Source organism: Variovorax paradoxus EPS (assembly GCF_000184745.1).
GTDB classification, from domain to species: domain Bacteria; phylum Pseudomonadota; class Gammaproteobacteria; order Burkholderiales; family Burkholderiaceae_C; genus Variovorax; species Variovorax paradoxus_C.
This window is the reverse complement of record NC_014931.1, coordinates 198,629-219,225: the sequence shown is the minus strand read 5'-3', so window position 1 is coordinate 219,225 and position 20,597 is coordinate 198,629. Positions and strand designations below refer to the sequence as shown.

19 protein-coding genes and 1 riboswitch are annotated in these 20,597 nt (G+C 67.4%); of the genes, 7 read left to right on the top strand and 12 right to left on the bottom strand.

The annotated features are described in order from the left end of the window. Positions 1 to 123 precede the first annotated feature (123 nt). The 3 genes from VARPA_RS01030 to VARPA_RS01020 are packed head-to-tail and all read left to right on the top strand — an operon-like array spanning position 124 to position 2,852. Complete coding sequence (locus VARPA_RS01030; protein WP_013538675.1) at positions 124 to 897, top strand: ferredoxin--NADP reductase; 774 nt, start codon at positions 124 to 126, stop codon at positions 895 to 897. Positions 898 to 918: 21 nt separating this feature from the next. Further along, on the top strand, positions 919 to 1,698 hold the full coding sequence (locus VARPA_RS01025) for a TetR family transcriptional regulator (RefSeq protein ID WP_013538674.1): 780 nt from the start codon (positions 919 to 921) through the stop codon (positions 1,696 to 1,698). Further along, the gene (locus VARPA_RS01020) at positions 1,653 to 2,852 is read left to right on the top strand and encodes an amidohydrolase family protein (protein ID WP_013538673.1); all 1,200 of its coding nucleotides are present in this window, start codon (positions 1,653 to 1,655) and stop codon (positions 2,850 to 2,852) included. Before VARPA_RS01025 ends, VARPA_RS01020 begins: the two co-directional genes overlap by 46 nt. Before the next feature lie 144 nt (positions 2,853 to 2,996). Here the strand turns inward: VARPA_RS01020 and VARPA_RS01015 are convergent, their stop codons facing one another. Genes VARPA_RS01015 through metH form a run of 4 tightly spaced genes read right to left on the bottom strand, consistent with a single transcriptional unit; the run spans position 2,997 to position 8,980 of the window. Then, complete coding sequence (locus VARPA_RS01015) at positions 2,997 to 3,386, bottom strand: GtrA family protein (protein WP_013538672.1); 390 nt, start codon at positions 3,384 to 3,386, stop codon at positions 2,997 to 2,999. Beyond that, on the bottom strand, positions 3,383 to 4,381 hold the full coding sequence (locus tag VARPA_RS01010; protein ID WP_013538671.1) for a glycosyltransferase: 999 nt from the start codon (positions 4,379 to 4,381) through the stop codon (positions 3,383 to 3,385). The genes VARPA_RS01015 and VARPA_RS01010 overlap by 4 nt, the downstream gene beginning before the upstream one ends. After that, positions 4,378 to 6,180 (bottom strand): ArnT family glycosyltransferase, encoded by a 1,803-nt coding sequence (locus tag VARPA_RS01005; protein WP_013538670.1) that lies wholly within the window; start codon positions 6,178 to 6,180, stop codon positions 4,378 to 4,380. The genes VARPA_RS01010 and VARPA_RS01005 overlap by 4 nt, the downstream gene beginning before the upstream one ends. 52 nt (positions 6,181 to 6,232) lie before the next feature. Beyond that, positions 6,233 to 8,980, bottom strand: coding sequence for a methionine synthase (metH, locus tag VARPA_RS01000; protein WP_013538669.1), 2,748 nt, complete (start codon positions 8,978 to 8,980; stop codon positions 6,233 to 6,235). A gap of 22 nt (positions 8,981 to 9,002) precedes the next feature. Beyond that, positions 9,003 to 9,076: riboswitch (S-adenosyl-L-homocysteine riboswitch) on the bottom strand. Between the two features lie 176 nt (positions 9,077 to 9,252). On the opposite strand from metH, the gene VARPA_RS00995 reads away from it, so the two are divergent. Together VARPA_RS00995 and VARPA_RS00990 are read left to right on the top strand one after the other, a co-directional pair. Further along, positions 9,253 to 10,290, top strand: a complete 1,038-nt coding sequence (locus VARPA_RS00995) for a lipase family alpha/beta hydrolase (RefSeq protein WP_013538668.1) — start codon at positions 9,253 to 9,255, stop codon at positions 10,288 to 10,290. A gap of 19 nt (positions 10,291 to 10,309) precedes the next feature. Next, the gene (locus tag VARPA_RS00990; protein ID WP_144298933.1) at positions 10,310 to 11,278 is read left to right on the top strand and encodes a lipase secretion chaperone; all 969 of its coding nucleotides are present in this window, start codon (positions 10,310 to 10,312) and stop codon (positions 11,276 to 11,278) included. On the opposite strand, the gene VARPA_RS30390 is transcribed toward VARPA_RS00990, so the two are convergent. Then, the gene (locus tag VARPA_RS30390; protein WP_013538666.1) at positions 11,175 to 11,648 is read right to left on the bottom strand and encodes a PACE efflux transporter; all 474 of its coding nucleotides are present in this window, start codon (positions 11,646 to 11,648) and stop codon (positions 11,175 to 11,177) included. The two genes, VARPA_RS00990 and VARPA_RS30390, sit on opposite strands and share 104 nt — an antisense overlap. 99 nt (positions 11,649 to 11,747) lie before the next feature. Between VARPA_RS30390 and VARPA_RS00980 the strand changes: the two genes are divergently transcribed. Next, complete coding sequence (locus VARPA_RS00980) at positions 11,748 to 12,668, top strand: LysR family transcriptional regulator (RefSeq protein ID WP_013538665.1); 921 nt, start codon at positions 11,748 to 11,750, stop codon at positions 12,666 to 12,668. 76 nt (positions 12,669 to 12,744) lie between these two features. On the opposite strand, the gene VARPA_RS00975 is transcribed toward VARPA_RS00980, so the two are convergent. From VARPA_RS00975 to VARPA_RS00945, 7 genes are all read right to left on the bottom strand, one after another. Next, positions 12,745 to 13,053 (bottom strand): hypothetical protein, encoded by a 309-nt coding sequence (locus tag VARPA_RS00975; RefSeq protein WP_013538664.1) that lies wholly within the window; start codon positions 13,051 to 13,053, stop codon positions 12,745 to 12,747. 13 nt (positions 13,054 to 13,066) lie between these two features. Beyond that, positions 13,067 to 14,116, bottom strand: coding sequence for a homocysteine S-methyltransferase family protein (locus VARPA_RS00970; RefSeq protein WP_013538663.1), 1,050 nt, complete (start codon positions 14,114 to 14,116; stop codon positions 13,067 to 13,069). Positions 14,117 to 14,181: 65 nt separating this feature from the next. Further along, positions 14,182 to 15,174, bottom strand: coding sequence for a hypothetical protein (locus tag VARPA_RS00965; RefSeq protein WP_013538662.1), 993 nt, complete (start codon positions 15,172 to 15,174; stop codon positions 14,182 to 14,184). Between the two features lie 7 nt (positions 15,175 to 15,181). Beyond that, positions 15,182 to 15,997: an N-formylglutamate deformylase gene (gene hutG, locus VARPA_RS00960; protein WP_013538661.1), complete on the bottom strand. Its 816-nt coding sequence runs from the start codon at positions 15,995 to 15,997 to the stop codon at positions 15,182 to 15,184. Between the two features lie 7 nt (positions 15,998 to 16,004). Further along, complete coding sequence (locus VARPA_RS00955) at positions 16,005 to 17,456, bottom strand: formimidoylglutamate deiminase (protein ID WP_013538660.1); 1,452 nt, start codon at positions 17,454 to 17,456, stop codon at positions 16,005 to 16,007. Continuing rightward, positions 17,453 to 18,715 (bottom strand): imidazolonepropionase, encoded by a 1,263-nt coding sequence (gene hutI, locus VARPA_RS00950; RefSeq protein WP_013538659.1) that lies wholly within the window; start codon positions 18,713 to 18,715, stop codon positions 17,453 to 17,455. Before hutI ends, VARPA_RS00955 begins: the two co-directional genes overlap by 4 nt. Positions 18,716 to 18,735: 20 nt before the next feature. Continuing rightward, positions 18,736 to 19,308: a HutD family protein gene (locus VARPA_RS00945; protein WP_013538658.1), complete on the bottom strand. Its 573-nt coding sequence runs from the start codon at positions 19,306 to 19,308 to the stop codon at positions 18,736 to 18,738. 284 nt (positions 19,309 to 19,592) lie between these two features. Between VARPA_RS00945 and VARPA_RS00940 the strand changes: the two genes are divergently transcribed. After that, positions 19,593 to 20,558 carry an IS110 family transposase gene (locus VARPA_RS00940; RefSeq protein ID WP_013538657.1) on the top strand — a complete coding sequence of 322 codons (966 nt, stop codon included), beginning with the start codon at positions 19,593 to 19,595 and terminating at the stop codon, positions 20,556 to 20,558. Positions 20,559 to 20,597: the final 39 nt, after the last annotated feature.

Genomic DNA, 20,597 nt, shown 5'->3' with positions numbered 1-20,597 from the left:
ATCGGGGTTTTTACGACCAACGACAATGGAGGGTTCACAGCCGGCCGGCGGTCATGCCCCAAGGGTGTGCATCCGCGGCTCAGCCAGCCCCTCCCCTGTTACCAACCAACTCTTGAGTTCCGTATGAGTGCATTCAGCGAAGAACGCGTCCTGAGCGTCCACCATTGGACCGACCGCCTGTTCACCTTCACCACCACGCGCGACCCGGCGCTGCGCTTCTCGAACGGTCATTTCACGATGATCGGCCTGAAGGTCAACAACAAGCCCCTGCTGCGCGCCTACAGCATCGTGAGCCCGAACTACGAGGAGCATCTCGAGTTCCTGAGCATCAAGGTGGAAGAAGGCCCGCTCACCTCGAAGCTGCAGCACATCCAGGTGGGCGACACCATCATCGTGGGCCGCAAGCCCACGGGCACGCTGCTGATCGACTACACACTGCCCGCCAAGCGCCTGTACCTGTTCGGCACGGGCACCGGCCTCGCACCGTTCATGAGCATCATCCGCGACCCGGAGACCTACGAGAAGTTCGAGCAGGTCATCCTGGTGCACGGCGTGCGCCAGGTCGACGAACTGGCCTATCACGACCTGGTGACCGATCACCTCCCCAAGCACGAGATCCTGGGCGAGATGATCGAGAAGCAGCTGCTCTACTACCCGACCGTCACGCGCGAAGAGTTCCGCAACCAGGGCCGCATCACCGACCTGATCGAGAGCAACAAGCTCACCGACGACCTGGACCTGCCGCCGCTCAATGTCGAGGAAGACCGCGTCATGCTGTGCGGCAGCCCCGGCTTGCTGGTGGACCTCAAGCACATCCTGGAGAAGCGCGGCTTCAAGGAAGGCAACACCTCGACGCCCGGCGACTTCGTCGTCGAACGCGCCTTCGCGGAAAAGTAAGACAGAGACGCCGCGCGCACGATGGCCGACAGCCGCACCGCTTCAAAAACAAGCAAGGCAACCAAGCCCCAGCGCCGCACCGGCGTGCGCGAGGCGGCCGCCCAGGCCACGCGCGACAGCATCCTGAAGTCGGCGACCAAGGTGTTCGCCAAGTACGGCTACGACGGCGGCAGCGTGGAGAAGATCTCCAAGGCCGCCAAGTCGTACGACCGGATGATCTATTACTACTTCGGCAGCAAGGAAGGCCTCTTCATCGCGGTGCTCGAAGGCATCTACCAGCGCATGGACGATGCCGAGGCCGCCATCGCGCTCGACGCCAGTCGCCCCGTGGAAGCGCTCACCGAAGTCATCCGCTTCGTGCTCGGCTACTACCGCAAGAACCCCGAGTTCGTGACGCTCTTGAACACCGAGAACCTGCACAAGGGGCGGCACATTTCCAAGTCGCTGCGGGCGCGTGAGTATTCGTCGCGAGCAGTGGCGATCATTGCGGAAATCCTTGCGAGCGGCTCGGCGCAGGGCCTGTTCCGCAAGGACCTCGTGGCGCGCGACATCTACCTGCTGATCGCGTCCACCGGCTATTTCTACACCTCCAACCGCCACACGCTCACCGCCTTCCTCGGCGAGCCGCTGGAGTCGCCGGAGGCGATCACGCATTGGGAAAACTTCGTGATCGAGACTCTGCTGCGCACCGTGCGCGCGGACGACATCCAGGAACAACAAGACAACATCCCACCCCACGACGAGGACACCACGAAATGGCAGAAATCGCAGCCGGCGCAAAGTCGGGCAAGGTCGTCATAAAGAACATCGGGCTCTTGCTCTCGGGCGACATCGACAAGCCCATCCTGGATGCCGACACCATCGTGGTGAACGACGGCCTGATCGTCGCGGTCGGCAAGGAAAAGGACTGCGACCTCGAAGGCGCGAAGACCGTCATCGACGCGAAGAAGACCTGCGTCGCGCCCGGCCTCATCGACAGCCACGTGCACCCGGTGTTCGGCGACTGGACGCCGCGCCAGGGCCAGATCGGCTGGATCGACTCCACGATGCACGGCGGCGTGACCACCATGATCTCGGCGGGCGAAGTGCACCTGCCGGGGCGCCCCAAGGACATCGTCGGCCTGAAGGCGTTGGCCATCACCGCGCAGCGTGCGTTCGACAACTTCCGCCCCGGCGGCGTGAAGGTTCTCGCCGGTGCGCCCGTCATCGAGAAGGGCATGGTCGAGAGCGACTTCAAGGAACTCGCCGAAGCCGGTGTGGGCCTCCTGGGCGAAGTGGGCCTGGGCTCGGTGAAGGCCGGCTACGAAGCCAAGGAGATGGTGGCCTGGGCGCGCAAGTACGGCATCCAGAGCACGATCCACACGGGCGGGCCATCGATCCCTGGCTCGGGCCTGATCGACAAGGACGTGGTGCTCGAAGCCGACGCCGACATCATCGGCCACATCAACGGCGGCCACACCTCGCTGCCCGAGGCGCATGTGTGCGAGCTGTGCGAGAAGAGCTCGCGCGCGATCGAGATCGTGCACAACGGCAACGAGAAGGTCGCCATCGCGGCGGCCAAGGCAGCCCTCGAATTGAAGTGCCCGCACCGCGTGATCCTGGGCACTGACGGGCCCGCGGGCTCGGGCGTGCAGCCGCTGGGCATCCTTCGCATGGTGGCGATGCTGTCGTCCATCGCGAGCATTCCGGCCGAGCTGGTGTTCTGCTTCGCAACCGGCAACACAGCGAAGATCCGCAAGCTCAACTGCGGCCTGATCGAGGTGGGCCGCGATGCCGACTTCGTCTTCATGGACCGCGCGCAGCATTCGCCCGCGCCGGGGCTGCTCGAGAGCGTGCAGCTGGGCGACATCCCGGGCGTGGGCATGGTGATGATCGACGGCATCGTGCGCTGCGGCCGCAGCCGCAACACGCCGCCCGCGACCGAGATTCCGGTGGTGGTGTCGGGCGCGCACTGAGAGACACCGGTCTTGTCCCCTCTCCCGCCTGCGGGAGAGGGTTAGGGTGAGGGCATCGGCCTTCGCACAAGCACCGCAGTCGCGAGCGCCGCAGACCCTCACCCCAACCCTCTCCCCGAGGGGAGAGGGCGCAAGACGGGCACCCTACCTGGCCCTGAACACCAGATAGCGCGCGGACAGGAAGTTCACCACCAGCCCCGCGCAGCTCCCCAGCGCCACGCCGGCCGCCGGCGCCCAGGCGCCCGTGACCCAATGCAGCACGAGCACATAGGCGCCGTAGTTGACGACGGCGCCGCCCAGCATCGTCACGAGATAGCCGAGGTATTCGCGCAGTACGGAGGCATTGGCGCTCCGCGCGCTGAACGTATAGCGCCGGTTCAGTGCCCAAGTCGCGGTAGCGGCCGCCAGGAAGGACAGCACCCGTGCGCCATACCAGCCCAGCAGCGGCGCCGTCAGGTACAGCACCGCCACATCGACCACGAAGCCCGCCGCGCCGACCACGGCAAACGACAGGAACTCCCGCCCCAGCTTCATCGCGGCGCGTTGGAGCTGCAGTTGCGCACGCCGGGAATCGCCAGGTAGCGCAGCCGCTTGGCCTCCCTGCGGCCGAGCGTCACCGCGTGCATCACGACGCCGCACACCATCGACAGCATCGCACCCAGCATCGCGCCGGTGGCCAGCACCGCCGTGGGGAGCCGGGGCACCAGGCCGGTGTGCATGTAGGTGACCACGAGCGGCACGACCAGCGCGACCGCGCCCGCCGCGAGCAGCGCCGCAATGATCGAGAAGAACTGCAGCGGCCGCTCGCTCACGAAGAGCTTGCAGATGGTCTTCAGGATGCGCCAGCCGTCGCGGTAGGTGGAGAGCTTGCTGTGCGAACCCTCGGGACGCGTGCTGTAGGCGGTGCTTTCCTCGGCCCAGGGCATGCGCAGTTCCAGCGCGTGCACGGTGAGCTCGGTCTCGATCTCGAAACCGCGCGACAGCGCCGGGAACGACTTCGCGTAGCGCCGCGAGAACACGCGGTAGCCCGAGAGCATGTCGGTGAGGCCGCCGCCAAAAAGCTGCACCACCGCGCCGGTGAGCATGCGGTTGCCCAGGCGGTGGCCGGCGCGGTAGGTGAGCGCGTTCTGCCCGTCGTCGATGCGGTTGCCAACCACCATGTCCAGGTTGCCGTCGATCAGCCGCTGGATGAGGCGCGGCGCGGCGGCGGTCTCGTAGGTGGCGTCGCCGTCGACCATCACGTAGATGTCGGCCTCCACGTCGGCGAACATGCGCCGCACCACGTTGCCTTTGCCCGGCGCCGCCACGTGCGTGACGATGGCGCCGGCCGCGCGCGCGACGGCGGCCGTGTCGTCGGTCGAGTTGTTGTCGAACACGTGGATCTCGGCATCCGCCGGCAGCGAGGCGCGGAAGCCCTCGACCACCTGGCGGATGGCCAGCGCTTCGTTGAAGCACGGAATCACCGCGGCAATGCGCGGCGCGGCGCTTCGTCGGCTCACGGTGTCGGCGGCGTGGTCAACGTCGTTCATGGTGCGGTCGGAAGGATTCGGTAGGCCCGGCTGCCATCTTGCGCGAACAGCGGGGCGAAGTGGGTGTCGAAGCCAGCGCGAGTCGCCAGCGTCGGCACCAGCTGGTCGGGCATGACGATGGCGGTGAAGCCCAGCTTGGCGAGCTTGTTCGCCATGTCGCCGGGCGGCAGCAGCAGGAAGTCGGCATAGCGCCACGGGCCGAGCGTGTCGCCCCAGATCGGGTTCGGGCCGTAGTAGATCGCCTCGTTCAATGCGATCTGGTAGACGCGGCCGGTCGGGTTGCGGCGCAGGTAATCCATCACCGCATAGCCCGGCACGTGCTTGCGCAGGAACGCCTCGCGTGTCTCGGGCGTGGGCGAGATCATCGCGACCTTGCCTGCGGTCTGCCGCACCGACACGGCCGCCAGCACGGCCAGGAGCAACACCACGACCCAGTCGCCGACGCGCGCCGCGCTGCGCCGGTTGGTGAGTTCGGGCACGCCTTCCGCGGTGGCCGCCTTCATGCCGAAAACGCGGCGCACGCCCGCTGCAATCCAGCCGAACAGCACCTGCCAGCCGATGGCCGCGGTCATCGCAAGGAGAGGGAACGAGGCCGTCAGATAGCGCGGATAACGCGAGGTCACGACCCATACCGCGAGCGAATAGAAGCAGAACCAGCCCGCGGCGCGCACCGCGGCCGAGCGCTTCCACAACACACCGAAAGGCGCGAGGAACACCGACCAGATCAGCGCGTTCGGCATCTCGGCGTGGTCGCGCACGTCGGCGAGCTGCTGCACGTAGTCGGCCGGAATCCACTCGCTGAAGCCGAACACGCGTGCACCGATCGGGTTGAACGGATCGCCGGTCATGACGGCATTGCGCGCATACCAGTAGATGCACGGAATGAGGAAGCACACGAACGCCAGCGCCCAGGCCTTGGGCCGACGCTCGTGCCACACGACGAAGAGCGCCACCAGCGGCATGAAGACCAGCGCCTGGTACTTGGAGCCCGCGGCCACGCCGAGGCAGAAGGCAGCAAGGCCCAGCCAGCGCATGCCGCTGTGCACGGGTTGCGATTCGCGCCACCACCACAGCGACACGCAGGCCGTGAGCACGAAGAGCGCCACGCCCATGTCGATCAGCGCGTTCGAGTAATCGCCGAGCCCCAGCCAGATTGCCGCGCCGATGCAGGCGGTGAGCCGGTTGGCGTGGAGCATCCCGAGGCGATAGATCATCACCACCGAGAGCCCGCCCGCCAGCGCGTTCAGGAAGTGCGGCAGCACGTCGTCGCCCACCTGCAGGGCGGCGGCGTAGAGCAGGTTGTAGTTGTACGGAAACCAGGGGTAGCGCAGCCACTCGTGGATGCCGAGCGAGCCCTGCTGCGCGACTTCGCGCGCATAGGGCAGGTGGTACATCAGCTCGTCGAACGCGGCCGGCGGCGCGAGCGGCGCGATCAGTGCGGGCAGCGCGACGAGCACCAGCGCGACCATCGCGATGCGGTCGAAGTAGGTCCACGGCACGGCGACGGCGCTCGCTTTCAGGGTGCGCCGCTCGCGCAGCCACGCGGGCAACTGCAGCGCGGCGACGACGACGCCCCCGGCAATCACCGCCAGCGTGGCGCCGAGCTTGAACACACCGAAGATCGCCAGCACCTGGAACGCGCAGATGAAGAGCCCGACGCCGAGCGCGACCGCCACTGCGGCTTCGAGCCAGCCATCGCGCCGCGACGGCGGCGCCAGGCGAGCCAGCACGCCGCGCCCCCACCCCCAGCAGCTGACGACGAAAACCACGAGTGCCGCGTAATGCGCGGCTGCAAACATCAGCTTCTGAATAACAACTCCCGGTGCCGGTCGGCCAGGCCGGCCGGCAGGTTCAAAGGTTGGGCGCGAGGAGCCGCTCGAGATCGGACTCGCTCTCCTTGCGCCGCGCGGCCTGGTCCTGCAACTGGTCGTGCCCGATCTTGCCGACGTTGAAGTACGTCGCATCGGGGTGGCTCAGGTAGAAGCCACTGACGCTGGCGGCGGGCATCATAGCGAGGCTTTCCGTCAGGGTCATGCCAATGTCCGCGCAGGCCAGAAGGTCGAACATCGGGCCCTTCACGCTGTGGTCCGGGCAGGCCGGGTAGCCGGGCGCGGGGCGGATGCCGCGGTATTTCTCGCCGATCATGTCCTCATTGCTGAGGCCCTCGTCGGGCGCGTAGCCCCAGAGGTCGGTGCGCGAACGGTGGTGCAGCGATTCGGCAAAGGCCTCGGCCAGCCGGTCGGCCAGGGCCTTGAGCATGATGGCCGAGTAGTCGTCCAGGTCGTCGATGAAGTACTTCTCTTTCTTCTCGACGCCCAGGCCCGCGGTGACCGCGAACACGCCCACGTAATCTTTCAAGCCGCTGTCCTTGGGCGCGACGAAGTCGGCCAGGCACCGGCTGGGGCGCATCACGCCGTCGATCATTTGCTTCTCGGTCTGCTGGCGCATGCCGTACCAGGTGAGCGCGACTTCGCTGCGCGTCTCGTCCGTGTAGAGCTCGATGTCGTCGTCGTTCACCGTGTTGGCGGGCCAGAAGCCGACGATGCCGCTCGCGCTGAGCCAGCGGCCTTCGATCAGGCGCTTCAACATGCGCTGGCCGTCGGCGTACACGCGCACGGCCTCGGTGCCGACGACTTCGTCCTTCAGGATCGCGGGGAACGGGCCGGCCAGGTCCCAGGTCTGGAAGAACGGGCCCCAGTCGATGTACTTGGCGAGCTCGGTCAGGTCGAAGTTCTTGAACACGCGCCGGCCGATGAACTTGGGCACCGGCGGCACGTAGTTCGTCCAGTCGATCGGCGTCTTGTTGGCGCGCGCCTTGGCCAGCGGCCACATCGGCACCTGCTTCTTGTTGGCGTGCTGCGTGCGCACCTTCTCGTAGTCGGCGTTGATCTCGTCGATGTACGCGGTGGCCTGGTCGGAGAGCAGCGACTGCGCCACGCTCACGCTGCGCGACGCATCGGGCACGTAGACCACGGGGCCTTCGTAGTGCGGCGCGATCTTCACGGCCGTGTGCACGCGGCTGGTGGTGGCGCCGCCGATCATCAGAGGGATCTTCTTGATGCGGAAATGGTCGTCGCGCTGCATCTCGCCGGCCACGTACTGCATTTCTTCCAGGCTCGGCGTGATCAGGCCCGAGAGGCCCACGATGTCCGCGCCCTCGACCTTGGCGCGCGCCAGAATTTCGTGGCACGGGACCATCACGCCCATGTTCACCACTTCGAAGTTGTTGCACTGGAGCACGACGGTCACGATGTTCTTGCCGATGTCGTGAACGTCGCCTTTCACCGTGGCGATGATGATCTTGCCCTTGGTGCGCACGTCGCGACCCGCGGCTTCATCGCGCAGCTTTTCTTCCTCGATGTAGGGCAAGAGGTGGGCCACGGCGGACTTCATCACCCGCGCCGACTTCACCACCTGCGGCAGGAACATCTTGCCGGCGCCGAAGAGGTCGCCCACGATGTTCATGCCGTCCATGAGCGGGCCTTCGATCACATGCAGCGGACGGCCGCCCTTGGCGAGGATCTGCTGGTAGGCCTCTTCGGTGTCCTCGACGATGAAGTCGGTGATGCCGTGCACCATCGCGTGCGACAGGCGCTGGTTGACGTGCACCGGGCTCTCGGGCGTACCGCGCCACTCCAGGCGCTTGCTCTCGTCCTTGGCGCCGCTCTTGGCGGTTTCGGCCACTTCGACCAGGCGCTCGCCGGCGTCGGGCCGGCGGTTGAGCACCACGTCTTCCACGCGCTCGCGCAGCTCGGGCTCCAGGTCGTCGTACACGCCCACCATGCCGGCGTTGACGATGCCCATGTCCATGCCCGCCTTGATCGCGTGGTACAGGAACACGGTGTGGATGGCTTCGCGCATCGGATCGTTGCCGCGGAAGCTGAAGCTCACGTTCGACACGCCGCCCGACACCTTCGCGCCCGGCAGGTTCTCCTTGATCCAGCGCACGGCGTTGATGAAGTCGACCGCGTAGTTGTCGTGCTCCTCGATGCCGGTGGCAATGGCGAAGATGTTCGGGTCGAAGATGATGTCTTCGGGCGGAAAGCCCACCTCGTCCACCAGGATGCGGTAGGCGCGCTCGCAGATCTCGACCTTTCGCTCGTAGGTGTCGGCCTGGCCCTTCTCGTCGAAGGCCATGACCACGGCGGCGGCACCGTAGCGCTTCACGAGCTTGGCCTCGTGCTTGAACTTGTCCACGCCCTCCTTCATGGAGATCGAGTTGACGATGCCCTTGCCCTGGATGCAGCGCAGGCCCGCCTCGATCACGTCCCACTTGGAGCTGTCGACCATCACCGGCACGCGCGCGATGTCGGGTTCGCTCGCAATGAGGTTCAGGAACCGGACCATCGCGACCTTGCTGTCGAGCATGGCCTCGTCCATGTTGATGTCGATCACCTGGGCGCCGTTCTCGACCTGCTGGCGCGCAACGGCCAGCGCTTCCTCGAACTGGCCGTTCAGGATCATCCGCGCGAAGGCCTTGGAACCGGTGACGTTGGTGCGTTCGCCGATGTTGACGAACAGTGTGCCCTCGCCGATGGCGACCGGCTCGAGGCCGGACAACTTCATGGGGGGAACGGAAATCTGTGGGGTCTGCGCCATGGGCTCACCTGCGAAAGGAACGGACAGGCGAGCGTCGTTTTGAAATCCCAAGCCTGACGGCCCGCCGTGCGGACCGCTGCAACGCTCCTTGGGAGGGGATGCATTTTAAGGGCGTTCGCCTGAGAAGCCGTGAACGAATCCGCCATGCCCGCTCATCCCGCCAGCGGGAAAGCCCTAGTCAGCCTGCACAACCACCCCCCACAGAATGCGGGCGCGCAATTCGTCGAAGAACGAACGTTCGTGTTTTTATCTGAAAACAAAGGAATGAACATATGCCAAGAAAGAGGAATTCGAGGCTGCTGCGCCTCGCCGCCCGCCCGGTGTGCGCCGCACTGCTTCTCGGTCTGGTGGGGACGACAACGCTGAGCCAGGCGGCCATCACCGACACCCCCACGCAGGTCCAGGCCCGGGTGACGTCCAGCGAAGCGAAGACCAAGAACCCGATCGTGCTCGTGCACGGCCTCTTCGGTTTCGACAACGTGCTGGGCATCGACTACTTCTATCGCATCCCCGAGAGCCTGGCCGGCGCGGGCGCGAAGGTGTACGTGGCCCAGGTCTCGGGCGCCAACAGCTCCGAGATCCGCGGCGAGCAGCTGATCCAGGAGCTGAAGAACCTGCGGGCGCTCTCGGGCAACCCGTCGCTCAAGTTCAACCTCGTCGGTCATTCGCAGGGCGCCCCCACTGCGCGCTACGTGGCGGCGGTGGAGCCCGGGCTGGTCGCCTCGGTCACCTCCGTGGGCGGGGCCAATGGCGGATCGAAGGTGGCGGATCTCTTGCGCAAGATTCCCGAGGGCAGCGTCTCCGAGGCGGTGGTTGCAGAAACGCTGCGGCTCGCGATGCTGCTGCTCGGCGCCATCTCGGGCAAGGACCCGAGCCAGCTGCCCGAAGTGCCGCTGAACGCGTTGAACTCGCTCACCACCGCGGGCGGCGCGGCCTTCGACAAGAAGTTTCCGCAGGGCCGCCCGGCCCCCGGCTCTTCGTGCGACGTGAAGAGCGGCCCGGCCGAGGCGAACGGCGTGCGCTACTACTCATGGTCCGGCGTGCAGCCGCTCACCAACGCGTTCGATGCGAGCGACGTGGCCATGGGCGGGCTGAGCCTTATCGCGTTCGGGAGCGAGACCAACGACGGCCTGCTGGCCGTGTGCTCCACGCGCCTGGGCACGCACCTGGGCGACTACCGCCAGAACCACCTGGACGAGGTCAACCAGCTCTTCGGCCTGACCTACATCGGTCTGTGGACGCTGTTCGAGAAGAAGCCGGTGCAGCTCTACCAGGAGCAGGCCGCGCGACTGAAGAGCGCGGGCCTCTGACGATGCGGCGCGCCTTGTTGTGAAAAAAGCGAGACCGCTGCAGCTCGGCGCGATGGCGGGCGCCGCGGTGCTCGCCATCCTTGCCGGATGGTGGCTGGTGGACGGGCTGCCTCCGGCCGACGCCCCGGAGACGGTGGTGGCGACTTCCACCATCACCGCCACCGCGCCCGGCGGCGCGATGCCGGCAACGGCACAACCTATCGGCGATGCCCGCCCCGCCCCCGACGCGATGCTGAACCCGTCGCTGATCCTCATCTTCGAAAGCGCGCTCGCCGAGGCGCAGGCCACCGGCAAGGCCGCCTTCATGGCGATGGCCCCCGCCCTGCTCGCCAAGCGCCTGCCGGCCGAGCTGGTCGCTCGCGCCATGGGCCTGCTCGAGCGCTACATCGACATGCAGGAAGCCATGCAGGCCCTGCCGCCGCCCGAAGCCGGCGACCCCGCATCGCTGCTCAAGACCATCGAGGCGCGCGCCGAAGTGCGGCGCAGGTACTTCGCGCCCGAGGAAATCGAAGGCCTCTTCGGCGACGAGATTCGCCAGGACGCCCTCATGGCCGACAAGATGGCGATCGCCCGCGACGCCAACCTCACGCCCGGCGAGCGCGAGGCCGCCGCCAAGCGCAGCGAGGAAGCCCTGCTCACACCGGAGCAGCGCGAGCAGCGGCGCGCCTTCACCGCGCAGGTCGATGTGCAGCGCCAGACCGACGCCATGGACGCGCGCGGCGCCAGCGCCCAGGAGCGCTTTGCCGAACGCAGCACCGCCTACGGCTACGAGGCGGCCCGCCAACTGGCCGCGCTGGACCAGGAAAACCAGGACTGGAACAGCCGCCTGGACCAGTACGCCAACGCGCCCCCGGACCAGCAGGCGCAGTTGCGCGAGTCGCTCTTCAACGAGCGGGAGCGCTTGCGCCTGAGCGGGGCGCTGGCATTGCGCTCGGCAAGGCCTGTGCCGACCGCGGCAGGCCGAACACCCGGTCGAAGCCCCAGTTGAAGACGAAGGTGTAGACCAGGAAGAACAGCACCAGACCCAGGTCCATCACAAGCGCCTGCCAGAGCGTCACGCCCAGGCCCCAGGCGAACAGGGGCACCAGGAACGCGATCAGCCCGCCCTCGAAACCGATGGCGTGGGCGATGCGGCGGCGCACGCTGCGGCCACGCACGGCCTGGCGCGATTCCCAGCGCTCGAACAGCGCGTTGAAGATCAGGTTCCAGATCACCGCGACCACCGACGCGGCCACCGCCAGCACGCCGGAATGGCCGAGCCCCGCGTCCGTCATCAGGGCCAGGCCGGCGCTGGCGCAGACGATGGCGATCCCTTCGTACAGGGAGATGTAGACGACACGACGCTGGAGCCCTTGCATGACTTTTCCTCTTGAACTTGATGCGATGGCTGGACTTTATTTGCTATTTACTGATATAAAAAGTCGCCTTATTTCAATTTAATTGATAGATCGAACGCCATGGCATTCTCCAGCGACAACGTCGAGGTGTTCCTGGCCGTGATCGACCACGGCTCCTTTTCAGCGGCCGCGCGGGCGCTGCACAAGGTGCCGTCGGCGGTGAGCATGGCCATCGCCGGCCTCGAAGCCGAGTTGAACCTGCCCCTGTTCGACCGCAAGGGCCGCGAACCGCAACCGACCGCCGCCGCCCGTTCGCTGGAGCCACAGGCGCGAATGCTCGCGGCGCAACTCAAGCAGTTGCAGGTGCAGGCGCTCGCGCTCACCCAGGGGCTGGAAAACCGCCTGACGCTCGCCATCGCGCCCGAACTGCTGGCCGCGCCCTGGAGCGGCCCGCTCGCTGAACTCGCGCAGGAATACCCGCTGCTGCAGGTCGAAGTGCTGGCCGCGCCTCAGGCCGACGCGCTCGCGCTGCTGCACAGCGGCCGCGCGCAACTGGCGCTGGTGTTCGAGCGCCCGAGCCTGGACGGCCGCGAAGGTTTTCAGGAAGTGGGCAGCGACACGATGGTGGCCGTGATGGCGCCCGACCACCCGGCACTCGTCGCGGCGGCTGGCGAGCGCCTGCGGGAAGAGCACCTCACGAACACCCGGCAGATCGTCGTGGCCGGCCGCGACCTGGCCACCAGCGATCCGCGCTTCGTCTTCGCGCGCCACGTCTGGCGCACCGACAACGCGTTGGCGGCACTGAGCTTGATCACCGCCGGTCTCGGCTGGGGCTGGCTGCCGCGCAATTTCGCGCGGCCGCACGTGGCGGCGGGCGCGCTGATCGAGATTCCGTTCGAGAACCTCAGCAACGGGCTCGACCTGTGGGTCGATGTGGTGTGGTCGAGGGAGCGCCCGCTAGGGCTGGGCGCGCAGCGCTTCGTGGCGCTGATCGCGCGGGATCGGCAGGCAGCACATGCGCCGAAAAATGTGCATCCCTGATGCGTTACGCCGTTGGGTGAACAGCCGGCTCAGGCTGGGCGCACAGGACACCGGGTGCTCCCCCGACGGATCGCTCTCAAGGCGCCGGGGACGGCAGCGGCAACATCAACACCATCTGCGCAACCGCGAACTCGCAATCGCGCGGCCCGCGTTGGCAGTAGGCGGCCGTGGGCGCGACGTCGAAGATGGCCGGCTTCAGACCGGGGCAGGCCACCGTGATCTTGCCGGGCAGGGGCACGCTCACCTTGCAGTCGGGGCGCGCATCAGCAATACGGCCGGACAGCAGCGTGTCCCACGAAGGCGGCTTGCCGGTGTCGTTGCAACCCGCCGCGAGCGCCGACATCACGAGCGCGAGCCCTGCAAAGCGGAGCCCGGCAGCGCCCACGGGTTGCACTGGCTCAGGCGGCTTCGCTGTAGAAGCCGGCGGTGTTGTTCAGCAGGCGTCCTGGCACTGGCGCCACCGCACGGCCGATCGCCGCGATGTGGTCCGGCGTCGTGCCGCAGCAGCCGCCCACGATGTTCACCAGCCCCTCGGCCGCGAACTCGTGCAGCAAGCGCGAGGTGACATCGGGCGTCTCGTCGAAGCCGGTGTCGCTCATCGGATTGGGCAGGCCCGCGTTCGGGTAGCAGCTGATGAAGGTGTCGCCCGCCACGCGCGCCAGCTCCTGGATGTAGGGGCGCATCAGCGCCGCGCCCAACGCGCAGTTCAGGCCAATGGCCAGCGGGCGCGCATGCCGCACGCTGTGCCAGAACGCGGTGACGGTCTGGCCGCTCAGGATGCGGCCCGAGGCGTCGGTCACCGTGCCGCTGATGATCAGCGGCAGGCGCTCGCCGCTGTTGTCGAAGTACTCGTCCACCGCGAACAGCGCTGCCTTGGCGTTGAGCGTGTCGAAGATGGTCTCGACCAGGATCACGTCGGCGCCGCCCTCGACCAGCGCTTCAGTCTGTTCGTAGTAGGCCGCGCGCAGTTGCTCGAAATCGACGTTGCGTGCGCCGGGGTCGTTCACATCGGGACTGATGCTCGCCGTCTTGGGTGTCGGGCCGAGGGCACCGGCCACGAAGCGGGGCTTGTCGGGCGTGCTGAACTTGTCGCAGGCCGCGCGCGCGATGCGGGCGGATTCGAGGTTCATCTCGCGCGCCAGGTGCGCCATCTTGTAGTCCTCCTGCGCGATGGTGGTCGCGCCGAAGGTGTTGGTCTCGATGAGGTCGGCGCCCGCCGCGAGGTAGCCCTCGTGGATGTCGGAGATGACGTCGGGCCGGGTGAGCGAGAGCAGCTCGTTGTTGCCCTTCACATCGCGCTCGAAGTCCTTGAAGCGCTCGCCGCGGTACTGCTCCTCGGTGAGCTTGAAGCGCTGGATCATCGTGCCCATGGCGCCGTCGAGGATGGCGATGCGCTTTTCGAGGATGCCGGCCAGGGCCTGGCCGCGGGTGTAGACGAGGGGCTTCATGCCCGCGATTTTAAGGAGCGACCGATGCACGCGCGCCGCCCGGGGGCATGGCGCCCCGCGCTGCGCTATGCCTTGCCGGTGCAGATCCGCTCTCGCATCGCGGCAAAACGCGCAGGCTCACGGCGAGCGTAGGCCCGAAAGCCCTCGCCCTGCAGCCCGCCGAAGCAACGCGATTCCTGCATCGTCGCGCGCAGCGCTGGCTTCACCGGCTCGACTGCCCAGTACGCGGCGTAGCGATCGAACCACGGCAGAGCTTCGGCATCGCGGCCGGACTGGAACAACGCATCGGCCAGCAGCGCGCCCGACTTCGCCTGGTCGACCGGCGACTGGGTGCGCAGGTAGGCCAGCCATTCGTCCAGGTGCGAGGCCAGGGCCGAGCCGCCGCTCACGTAGGCATACGACCCGTACAGCGCATTGAGACCGATCAGCGAATCGAAGCTGTATTTCTCGCGGCCTGCCTTGTTCACCGCGATGCCAGCGTCGATCAGCGCGATCTGCTCGAACCTCGGGCGGCCCGCGTCCTTCGCCCAGCCCGACAACCGCTCGTAGCGGGCGCCGAGAAAGTAGCGGCCGCTTCCCTTCCAGTCCGGTCGGGTTTCCGCATCGTCCACGGCTTCGTGGATCGCATGCGCAGCTTCGCGGTCTTGCGCCTCGCCGAGCAGGAACCAGCGCGTCATGTGCAGCGAGCCTTCGGTCGTCAGGGCGATGTTCGTCCACTCCTGGAAACGTGACCGCCACGCCTGCGAGGCCCGTAGCCCGAGTTCCACCTTGCGCAGCGCGCGCGCCGGGTTCTGCACGGCTTCCTTCTGACTTTCTTCATCGAGCCCGCTGATGAGTTGGCCCAGTGACATGCCGCTCACCGGCGCGCCCGCAGCCTCTTTCGCCTTGACGCCGTCCAGCTGTTCGAGCCCCCAGCTGCGCAGGAACGACCCTTCGCGCACGTACATCGCCTCGACGTCGTCGAGCAGCGGCACGGTACTCGCCGTGCGGGCCTGCGCCACGCCCATGGCCAGCGCGAGCGCCAGCACGCAGGGCAGCCATCGCAGCGTCGTACGCATGCCGCGCCTACTTCTTCTCGACAAAGGCAAGCACCGCTTCCAGCATCCGCCGCACATGCGGCTGCACGCCCGCCGCCACCGCCGGCAGGTAGTCGAAGGGAAGCTTCTCCTGCATGTAGCTCGACTGGGTCATCTCCAGCTGCACCGCGTGCACTCCGCCGGCCGGATTGCCGTACTGGCGCGTGATGTGGCCGCCCTTGAAGCGGCCATTGAGCACGCCCGTGTAGCCCGTGGCCGATTCGGCGATGCCCAGCAGCGTGGCGGCCAGCGCCGGATCGCAGCTCGTGCCGTTGCCGGTGCCCAGGTTCAGGTCGGGCAGCTTGCCTTCGAAGAAGCGCGGCAGCACCGAGCGGATCGAGTGCGCGTCCCACAGGGCGATGGTGCCGTGCGCGGCTTTCAGGCGGTCGAGCTCGGCCTGCAGTTGGCGGTGGTACGGGTGCCAGATCGCATCGCGGCGTTCGGCGACTTCCGCGTCACTGGGCAGGTCGTCCTTGGATGCGTAGACCGGCGTGTCGTCGAAGGTGTCGACCGGGCACAGGCCGGTGACGCTCTGGCCGGGGTACAGGCTCGCGCCGTCCGGCGGACGGTTGAGGTCGATCACGTAGCGCGAGTGCGTGGCCACGAGCACCGAGGCGCCGAGTTCGTCGGCGAAGTCGTAGAGCTGTTCGAGATGCCAGTCGGTGTCGGGCACATGGCGCGCCTCGTCGGTGAGGCGCGCGGCCAGCGCGGGCGGCACGTGGGTGCCGACGTGCGGCATCGAGATCAACAGCGGGCGCGCGCCCTGGCGGAAGCGGAACGCCGGTTCGGCGGTGGTGAAGGCCATGGTGGTTTCAGTCCTGGAGGAGTTGGGTGCGCGCCGCCACGAAGGCGGACACGGATTCGGCGTGCAGCGTGTGGCGCCCGCCCGAGACGCGCTTGCGGCCGGCCACCCACACGGTGTCGATGGCGGAAGTGCGATGGCTCGCGAAGACATGCGCCGAGAGCATGTCGGGCGCGGACAAACCTTGCAGCGCAACGTGCGCCGCATCGAGCACGACGAAGTCGGCCTGCTGCCCCGCGGCGAGCCCGCCGGTCGCGCGGCCCGAGGCCTGCGCCCCGCCCTGCACTGCTTCGAGCGTGAGCGCCGTGGCGACATGCGGCTGCGCCGCGCTCGCGCCGACGTTGCGCTGGCGTTTGGCCAGGCGCTGGCTGTATTCGAGCATCAGCAGTTCTTCCGCCGCGTTGACGCTCGCGTGGCTGTCGGAGCCCACGCCCCACGCGCCGCCGTGGCTGCGCCATTTGGAGAAATCGAAGATGCCGTCGCCGAGGTTCGCCTCGGTCGTCGGGCACAGGCCCGCGACCGCACCGCTCTTGGCGGCGTACTCGTACTCGGCGTCGTTCATGTGCGTCGCATGGACGAGGCACCAGCGCGCATCGACCGGCGCATGGTCGAGCAGCCACTCGACGGGGCGCAGGCCGCTCCACGCCACGCAGTCGTCCACTTCCTTGGTCTGCTCGGCGATGTGGATGTGGATGGGCGCGGTGCGGTCGACGGCTTCGAGCCCCGCGACCGCATCGCGCAGCGCCTCGGGCGGCACGGCGCGCAGCGAATGCGGCGCGAGCCCCAAGCGCGCGCCCTGCGCATCGCATGCGGGCTTGAGCGCTTCGAGCAGGCGCAGCATCGACTCGGTCGAGCGCACGAAGCGGCGCTGTCCTTCGCTGGGCGGCTGGTCGCCGAAGCCGCTGGTCTGGTAGAGCACCGGCAGCAGCGTGAAGCCGATGCCGGTCTTCTGCGCAGCGCGCAGCAGCGCAAGGCTCAGCGTCGCGTCGTCGGCGTAGGGGCGGCCGTCGGCGTCGTGGTGCACGTACTGGAATTCGCACACGCTCGTGTAGCCCGCTTCGAGCATCTCGGCGTAGAGCCAGGTCGCGATCGCTTCCATGTGCTGCGGACCGAGGCGCGCGGCGAAGCGGTACATCAGCGTGCGCCAGCTCCAGAAGCTGTCGTGCTGCTCGGCGCGGTGTTCGGTAAGGCCCGCGAAGGCGCGCTGGAAGGCGTGCGAGTGCAGGTTGGGCATGCCGGGGATCACAGGACCGGTCGCCACCTGCACACCTGCTGGGGGTTGCGCAGTGGACTGGACCTGTGTGAGCCGGCCTGCGTCGCTCCATGTCAGCAGGACGTTCTTCGTCCAGCCCGCGGGCAGCAGCGCGTCGGCTGCGAAAAGTGTTTGTCTTGCTCCCTTTCCCTCCGGGAGAGGGTTGGGGTGAGGGCCGTCGGCCTTCGATAGCGCCGTCGTCGTGTTCATGGCCGCAGGCCCTCACCCTGCCCTCTCCCAAAGGGAGAGGGGAAAGAAATACAAATACGGCCCTGGCGCACCGCGGTGCGCAGCGGACGTTGTCCGAACCAGTACGCGAGCTCGGCCGCATCGCGCACGTTCCACAGCACGAAGTTGGCGGGCATGCCTTCGGCGATTGCGCCGTGCGTGGCCTCAAGGCCCAGCGCGCGCGCCGCATGCACCGTGACGCCCGCAAGCGCCTCGGGCACCGTCAGGCGAAACAACGTGCATGCCATGTTCACCATCAGCAGCAGGCTCAGCGTCGGCGAGGTGCCGGGGTTGTGATCAGTGGACACGGCCATCGGCACGCCGGCAGTGCGCAGCGCCTCGATGGGCGGCAGGTGCGTGTCGCGCAGCGTGTAGTAAGCGCCGGGCAGGAGCACGGCCACGGTGCCCGACTGGCGCATCGCCTCGATGCCATCGGCTGACAGATGCTCGATGTGGTCGCACGAGAGCGCCCCGTAGCGCGCGGCGAGCGCGGCGCCGCCCATGTCCGACAGCTGCTCGGCATGCAGCTTCACCGGCAGGCCCAGCGCCTTGGCGACCTGGAAGACCTGCTCGGTTTCTTCGAGCGAAAAGGCGATGCGTTCGCAGAACACGTCGACCGCATCGACCAGCCCCTCGGCCGCGAGCGCAGGCAGCATCTCGCGGCACACGAGGTCGATGTAGTCGCCGCTTCGGCCTGTGTATTCGGGCGGCAGTGCGTGCGCGCCGAGGAAGGTGGTGCGCACGGTGACGCCGTACGCTTCGCCGAGGCGCCGCGCCACGCGCAGTTGCTTGCGCTCGTGTTCGAGCGAAAGACCGTAGCCCGACTTGATCTCGATGGCGCACACGCCATCGGCCAGCAGTTGTTCGAGGCGCGGTGCAGCCTGTGCGAAGAGCGTGTCTTCATCGGCCTCGCGCGTGGCGCGCACCGACGAGACGATGCCGCCGCCGGCCTTTGCCACTTCTTCGTAAGTAGCGCCTGCAAGCCGCATCGCGAATTCGTTCGCGCGCTGGCCGCCGTAGACGAGGTGCGTGTGGCAATCGACGAGGCCGGGCGTGACGAGCGAATCGCCGCCGTTGTGCACAGCAAGCCCTGCGAATTCGGCCGGCAATGCGCTGCGTGCGCCGACCCAGCGGATCGCGCCCTCCACGACCACGATGGCGGCTTCGGCGCCGGCATCGGTCGCCAGGCGCAGGCCGGTCCAGAGGCCATCGGCCGAGGGGTATTCGTTGGCAGGTTTCATCGTCTTTTTCTTTCTGCAGGTTACGCCGGCACGATGCGTACGGCCACCAGCCGCGCGTCTTCGCTCTCCGGCGCTGCTTGCCATGCCAACGACGCGTCGGCCCAGTGCAGGCCCTCGCCTTCGGTGCATCGCTCGTCGTTCAAGCGCCATGCGCCGCGCAGAGCGAGCAGCACGCCGTGCGGTGCGGCCTCGATGGCAGTTGCGCGGTCCAGCACCTGCACATCGGCACGCCACTGACCGTGCCGCGTCATCACGTTGAAATCGTTCGATGCACCGCCCAGCAGCGTGCAGTCGATCGCGTCTTCGCCGCTGAATGCGAACGGACGGTGCGGCACATCGAGCCGGTGCTCCACGCGTCCGTCGTGCGTGAAGAGCCGCACTCCGTCGCCTTCGAGCAGCATGATGCTGCGGGCTATGCCGGGGAACACCGAGAACGGGCCTGCGGCGGCGATGGTGGCGATGCTCACGCGCCAGCCGAAGCTGTCGAGCGCGGCGCCCTGCGGCCAGCTGGCGATTTCCTGGGTGGTGCCGCCGCCGTTTTTCCAGGGCATGGCGGGGAGAGAACTGCGCGAGAAGCGATGCACGTCGTTCATGACCGCCCCTCTTGCTCCTTCCCCTTCCGGGGGAAGGTTGGGATGGGGGCAGCGCCCAACGAGCGCCATGTTGGAGTAGAGGCCGTCGTGCCCCCACCCCAACCCTTGTATGTAGCAAAGTAGCGCTTGGCCGGCACAGGCCGATCGACCCAGGGTAGGCCTTCATGGTCATACCGAGGGGGAGCGAGGGTCGTGCCGGCCGACCTCGGTTCGTAGTGAACAGACAGCCCGAACGGTTGTGAGGTCTGAGAGACCGCATCGAACACAAGGAAGGGCGCTGTGTCATGAACGACGAAATCTTTATCGGTATCGACGTATGCAAGGCCTGGCTGGACGTGGCACAAGTGCCCGCCTTGGCTGCAGGTGAAGCCAGTGCATTTGCTTTGCGCGTGGACAACGAGGATGGTGCCCGTGCCGTTCTCGTGGAGCAACTCAAACGGCTGCGACCCACGCTGGTGGTGCTGGAAGCCACGGGTGGCTTTGAAACTTCGCTGGCAAGCCAGTTGTGCCTGGCCGGCGTTCCCGTGGCGGTGGTCAATCCGAAGCGGGTGCGCGACTTTGCCCGCGCCGCGGGCATCCTGGCCAAGACCGACAAGCTGGACGCGCAGGTGCTCGCGGTATTTGCCCAACGCATGCGCCCGCAGGTGCATGCACTGCCTGACGAGGCGCAGCAGGAACTTACCGAGCTGGTGGACCGGCGCGCGCAACTGGTGGCGATGCGAGCGCAGGAGAAGGCGCGCCTGACCACGGTCAAGCCGGTTGCGCGCAAGAGCGTGCGCGAGCACATCGCGTGGCTCGATGCACGCATCAGGCAGATCGAGCGTGACCTGGACGGGCGCTTGAAGGACTCGCCTCTGTATCGGCCCAAATACGACCTTCTGGACAGCGTGCCGGGCGTGGGACGGGTGACGATCACCACCTTGCTCAGCCGCATGCCCGAGCTGGGCACGCTGGAGAGAAAGCGCATCGCTGCGCTGGCGGGCGTCGCCCCGTTTGCCGACGACAGCGGCAAGCGCCGTGGCCAGAGGTACATCCAGGGCGGGCGCGCAGACGTGCGCTGCGTGCTGTACATGGCCGCGCTCAGCGCAGCGCGATGCAACCCCGTGATCAAGGCGATGTACGAGCGCCTGCGCGCTGCCGGCAAGCCCTTCAAGGTTGCCATCACCGCCTGCATGCGCAAGCTGCTCGTCATTCTCAACGCCATGCTCAAGTCCGAGCAGCCCTGGCGCACTGACCCGATTGCTCGGTAGGTATTGACACGGTTGCTCCCCCGGGAGGGGAGGGAGAAA

Bases quoted from the DNA above. Each gene is read 5' to 3' on its own strand.
- VARPA_RS01030 (WP_013538675.1), top strand. From the start codon at position 124: ATGAGTGCATTCAGCGAAGAACGCGTCCTGAGCGTCCACCATTGGACC.
- VARPA_RS01025 (WP_013538674.1), top strand. From the start codon at position 919: ATGGCCGACAGCCGCACCGCTTCAAAAACAAGCAAGGCAACCAAGCCC.
- VARPA_RS01020 (WP_013538673.1), top strand. From the start codon at position 1,653: ATGGCAGAAATCGCAGCCGGCGCAAAGTCGGGCAAGGTCGTCATAAAG.
- VARPA_RS01015 (WP_013538672.1), bottom strand. From the start codon at position 3,386: ATGAAGCTGGGGCGGGAGTTCCTGTCGTTTGCCGTGGTCGGCGCGGCG.
- VARPA_RS01010 (WP_013538671.1), bottom strand. From the start codon at position 4,381: ATGAACGACGTTGACCACGCCGCCGACACCGTGAGCCGACGAAGCGCC.
- VARPA_RS01005 (WP_013538670.1), bottom strand. From the start codon at position 6,180: ATGTTTGCAGCCGCGCATTACGCGGCACTCGTGGTTTTCGTCGTCAGC.
- metH (WP_013538669.1), bottom strand. From the start codon at position 8,980: ATGGCGCAGACCCCACAGATTTCCGTTCCCCCCATGAAGTTGTCCGGC.
- VARPA_RS00995 (WP_013538668.1), top strand. From the start codon at position 9,253: ATGCCAAGAAAGAGGAATTCGAGGCTGCTGCGCCTCGCCGCCCGCCCG.
- VARPA_RS30390 (WP_013538666.1), bottom strand. From the start codon at position 11,648: ATGCAAGGGCTCCAGCGTCGTGTCGTCTACATCTCCCTGTACGAAGGG.
- VARPA_RS00980 (WP_013538665.1), top strand. From the start codon at position 11,748: ATGGCATTCTCCAGCGACAACGTCGAGGTGTTCCTGGCCGTGATCGAC.
- VARPA_RS00970 (WP_013538663.1), bottom strand. From the start codon at position 14,116: ATGAAGCCCCTCGTCTACACCCGCGGCCAGGCCCTGGCCGGCATCCTC.
- VARPA_RS00965 (WP_013538662.1), bottom strand. From the start codon at position 15,174: ATGCGTACGACGCTGCGATGGCTGCCCTGCGTGCTGGCGCTCGCGCTG.
- hutG (WP_013538661.1), bottom strand. From the start codon at position 15,997: ATGGCCTTCACCACCGCCGAACCGGCGTTCCGCTTCCGCCAGGGCGCG.
- VARPA_RS00955 (WP_013538660.1), bottom strand. From the start codon at position 17,456: ATGAACACGACGACGGCGCTATCGAAGGCCGACGGCCCTCACCCCAAC.
- hutI (WP_013538659.1), bottom strand. From the start codon at position 18,715: ATGAAACCTGCCAACGAATACCCCTCGGCCGATGGCCTCTGGACCGGC.
- VARPA_RS00945 (WP_013538658.1), bottom strand. From the start codon at position 19,308: ATGAACGACGTGCATCGCTTCTCGCGCAGTTCTCTCCCCGCCATGCCC.
- VARPA_RS00940 (WP_013538657.1), top strand. From the start codon at position 19,593: ATGAACGACGAAATCTTTATCGGTATCGACGTATGCAAGGCCTGGCTG.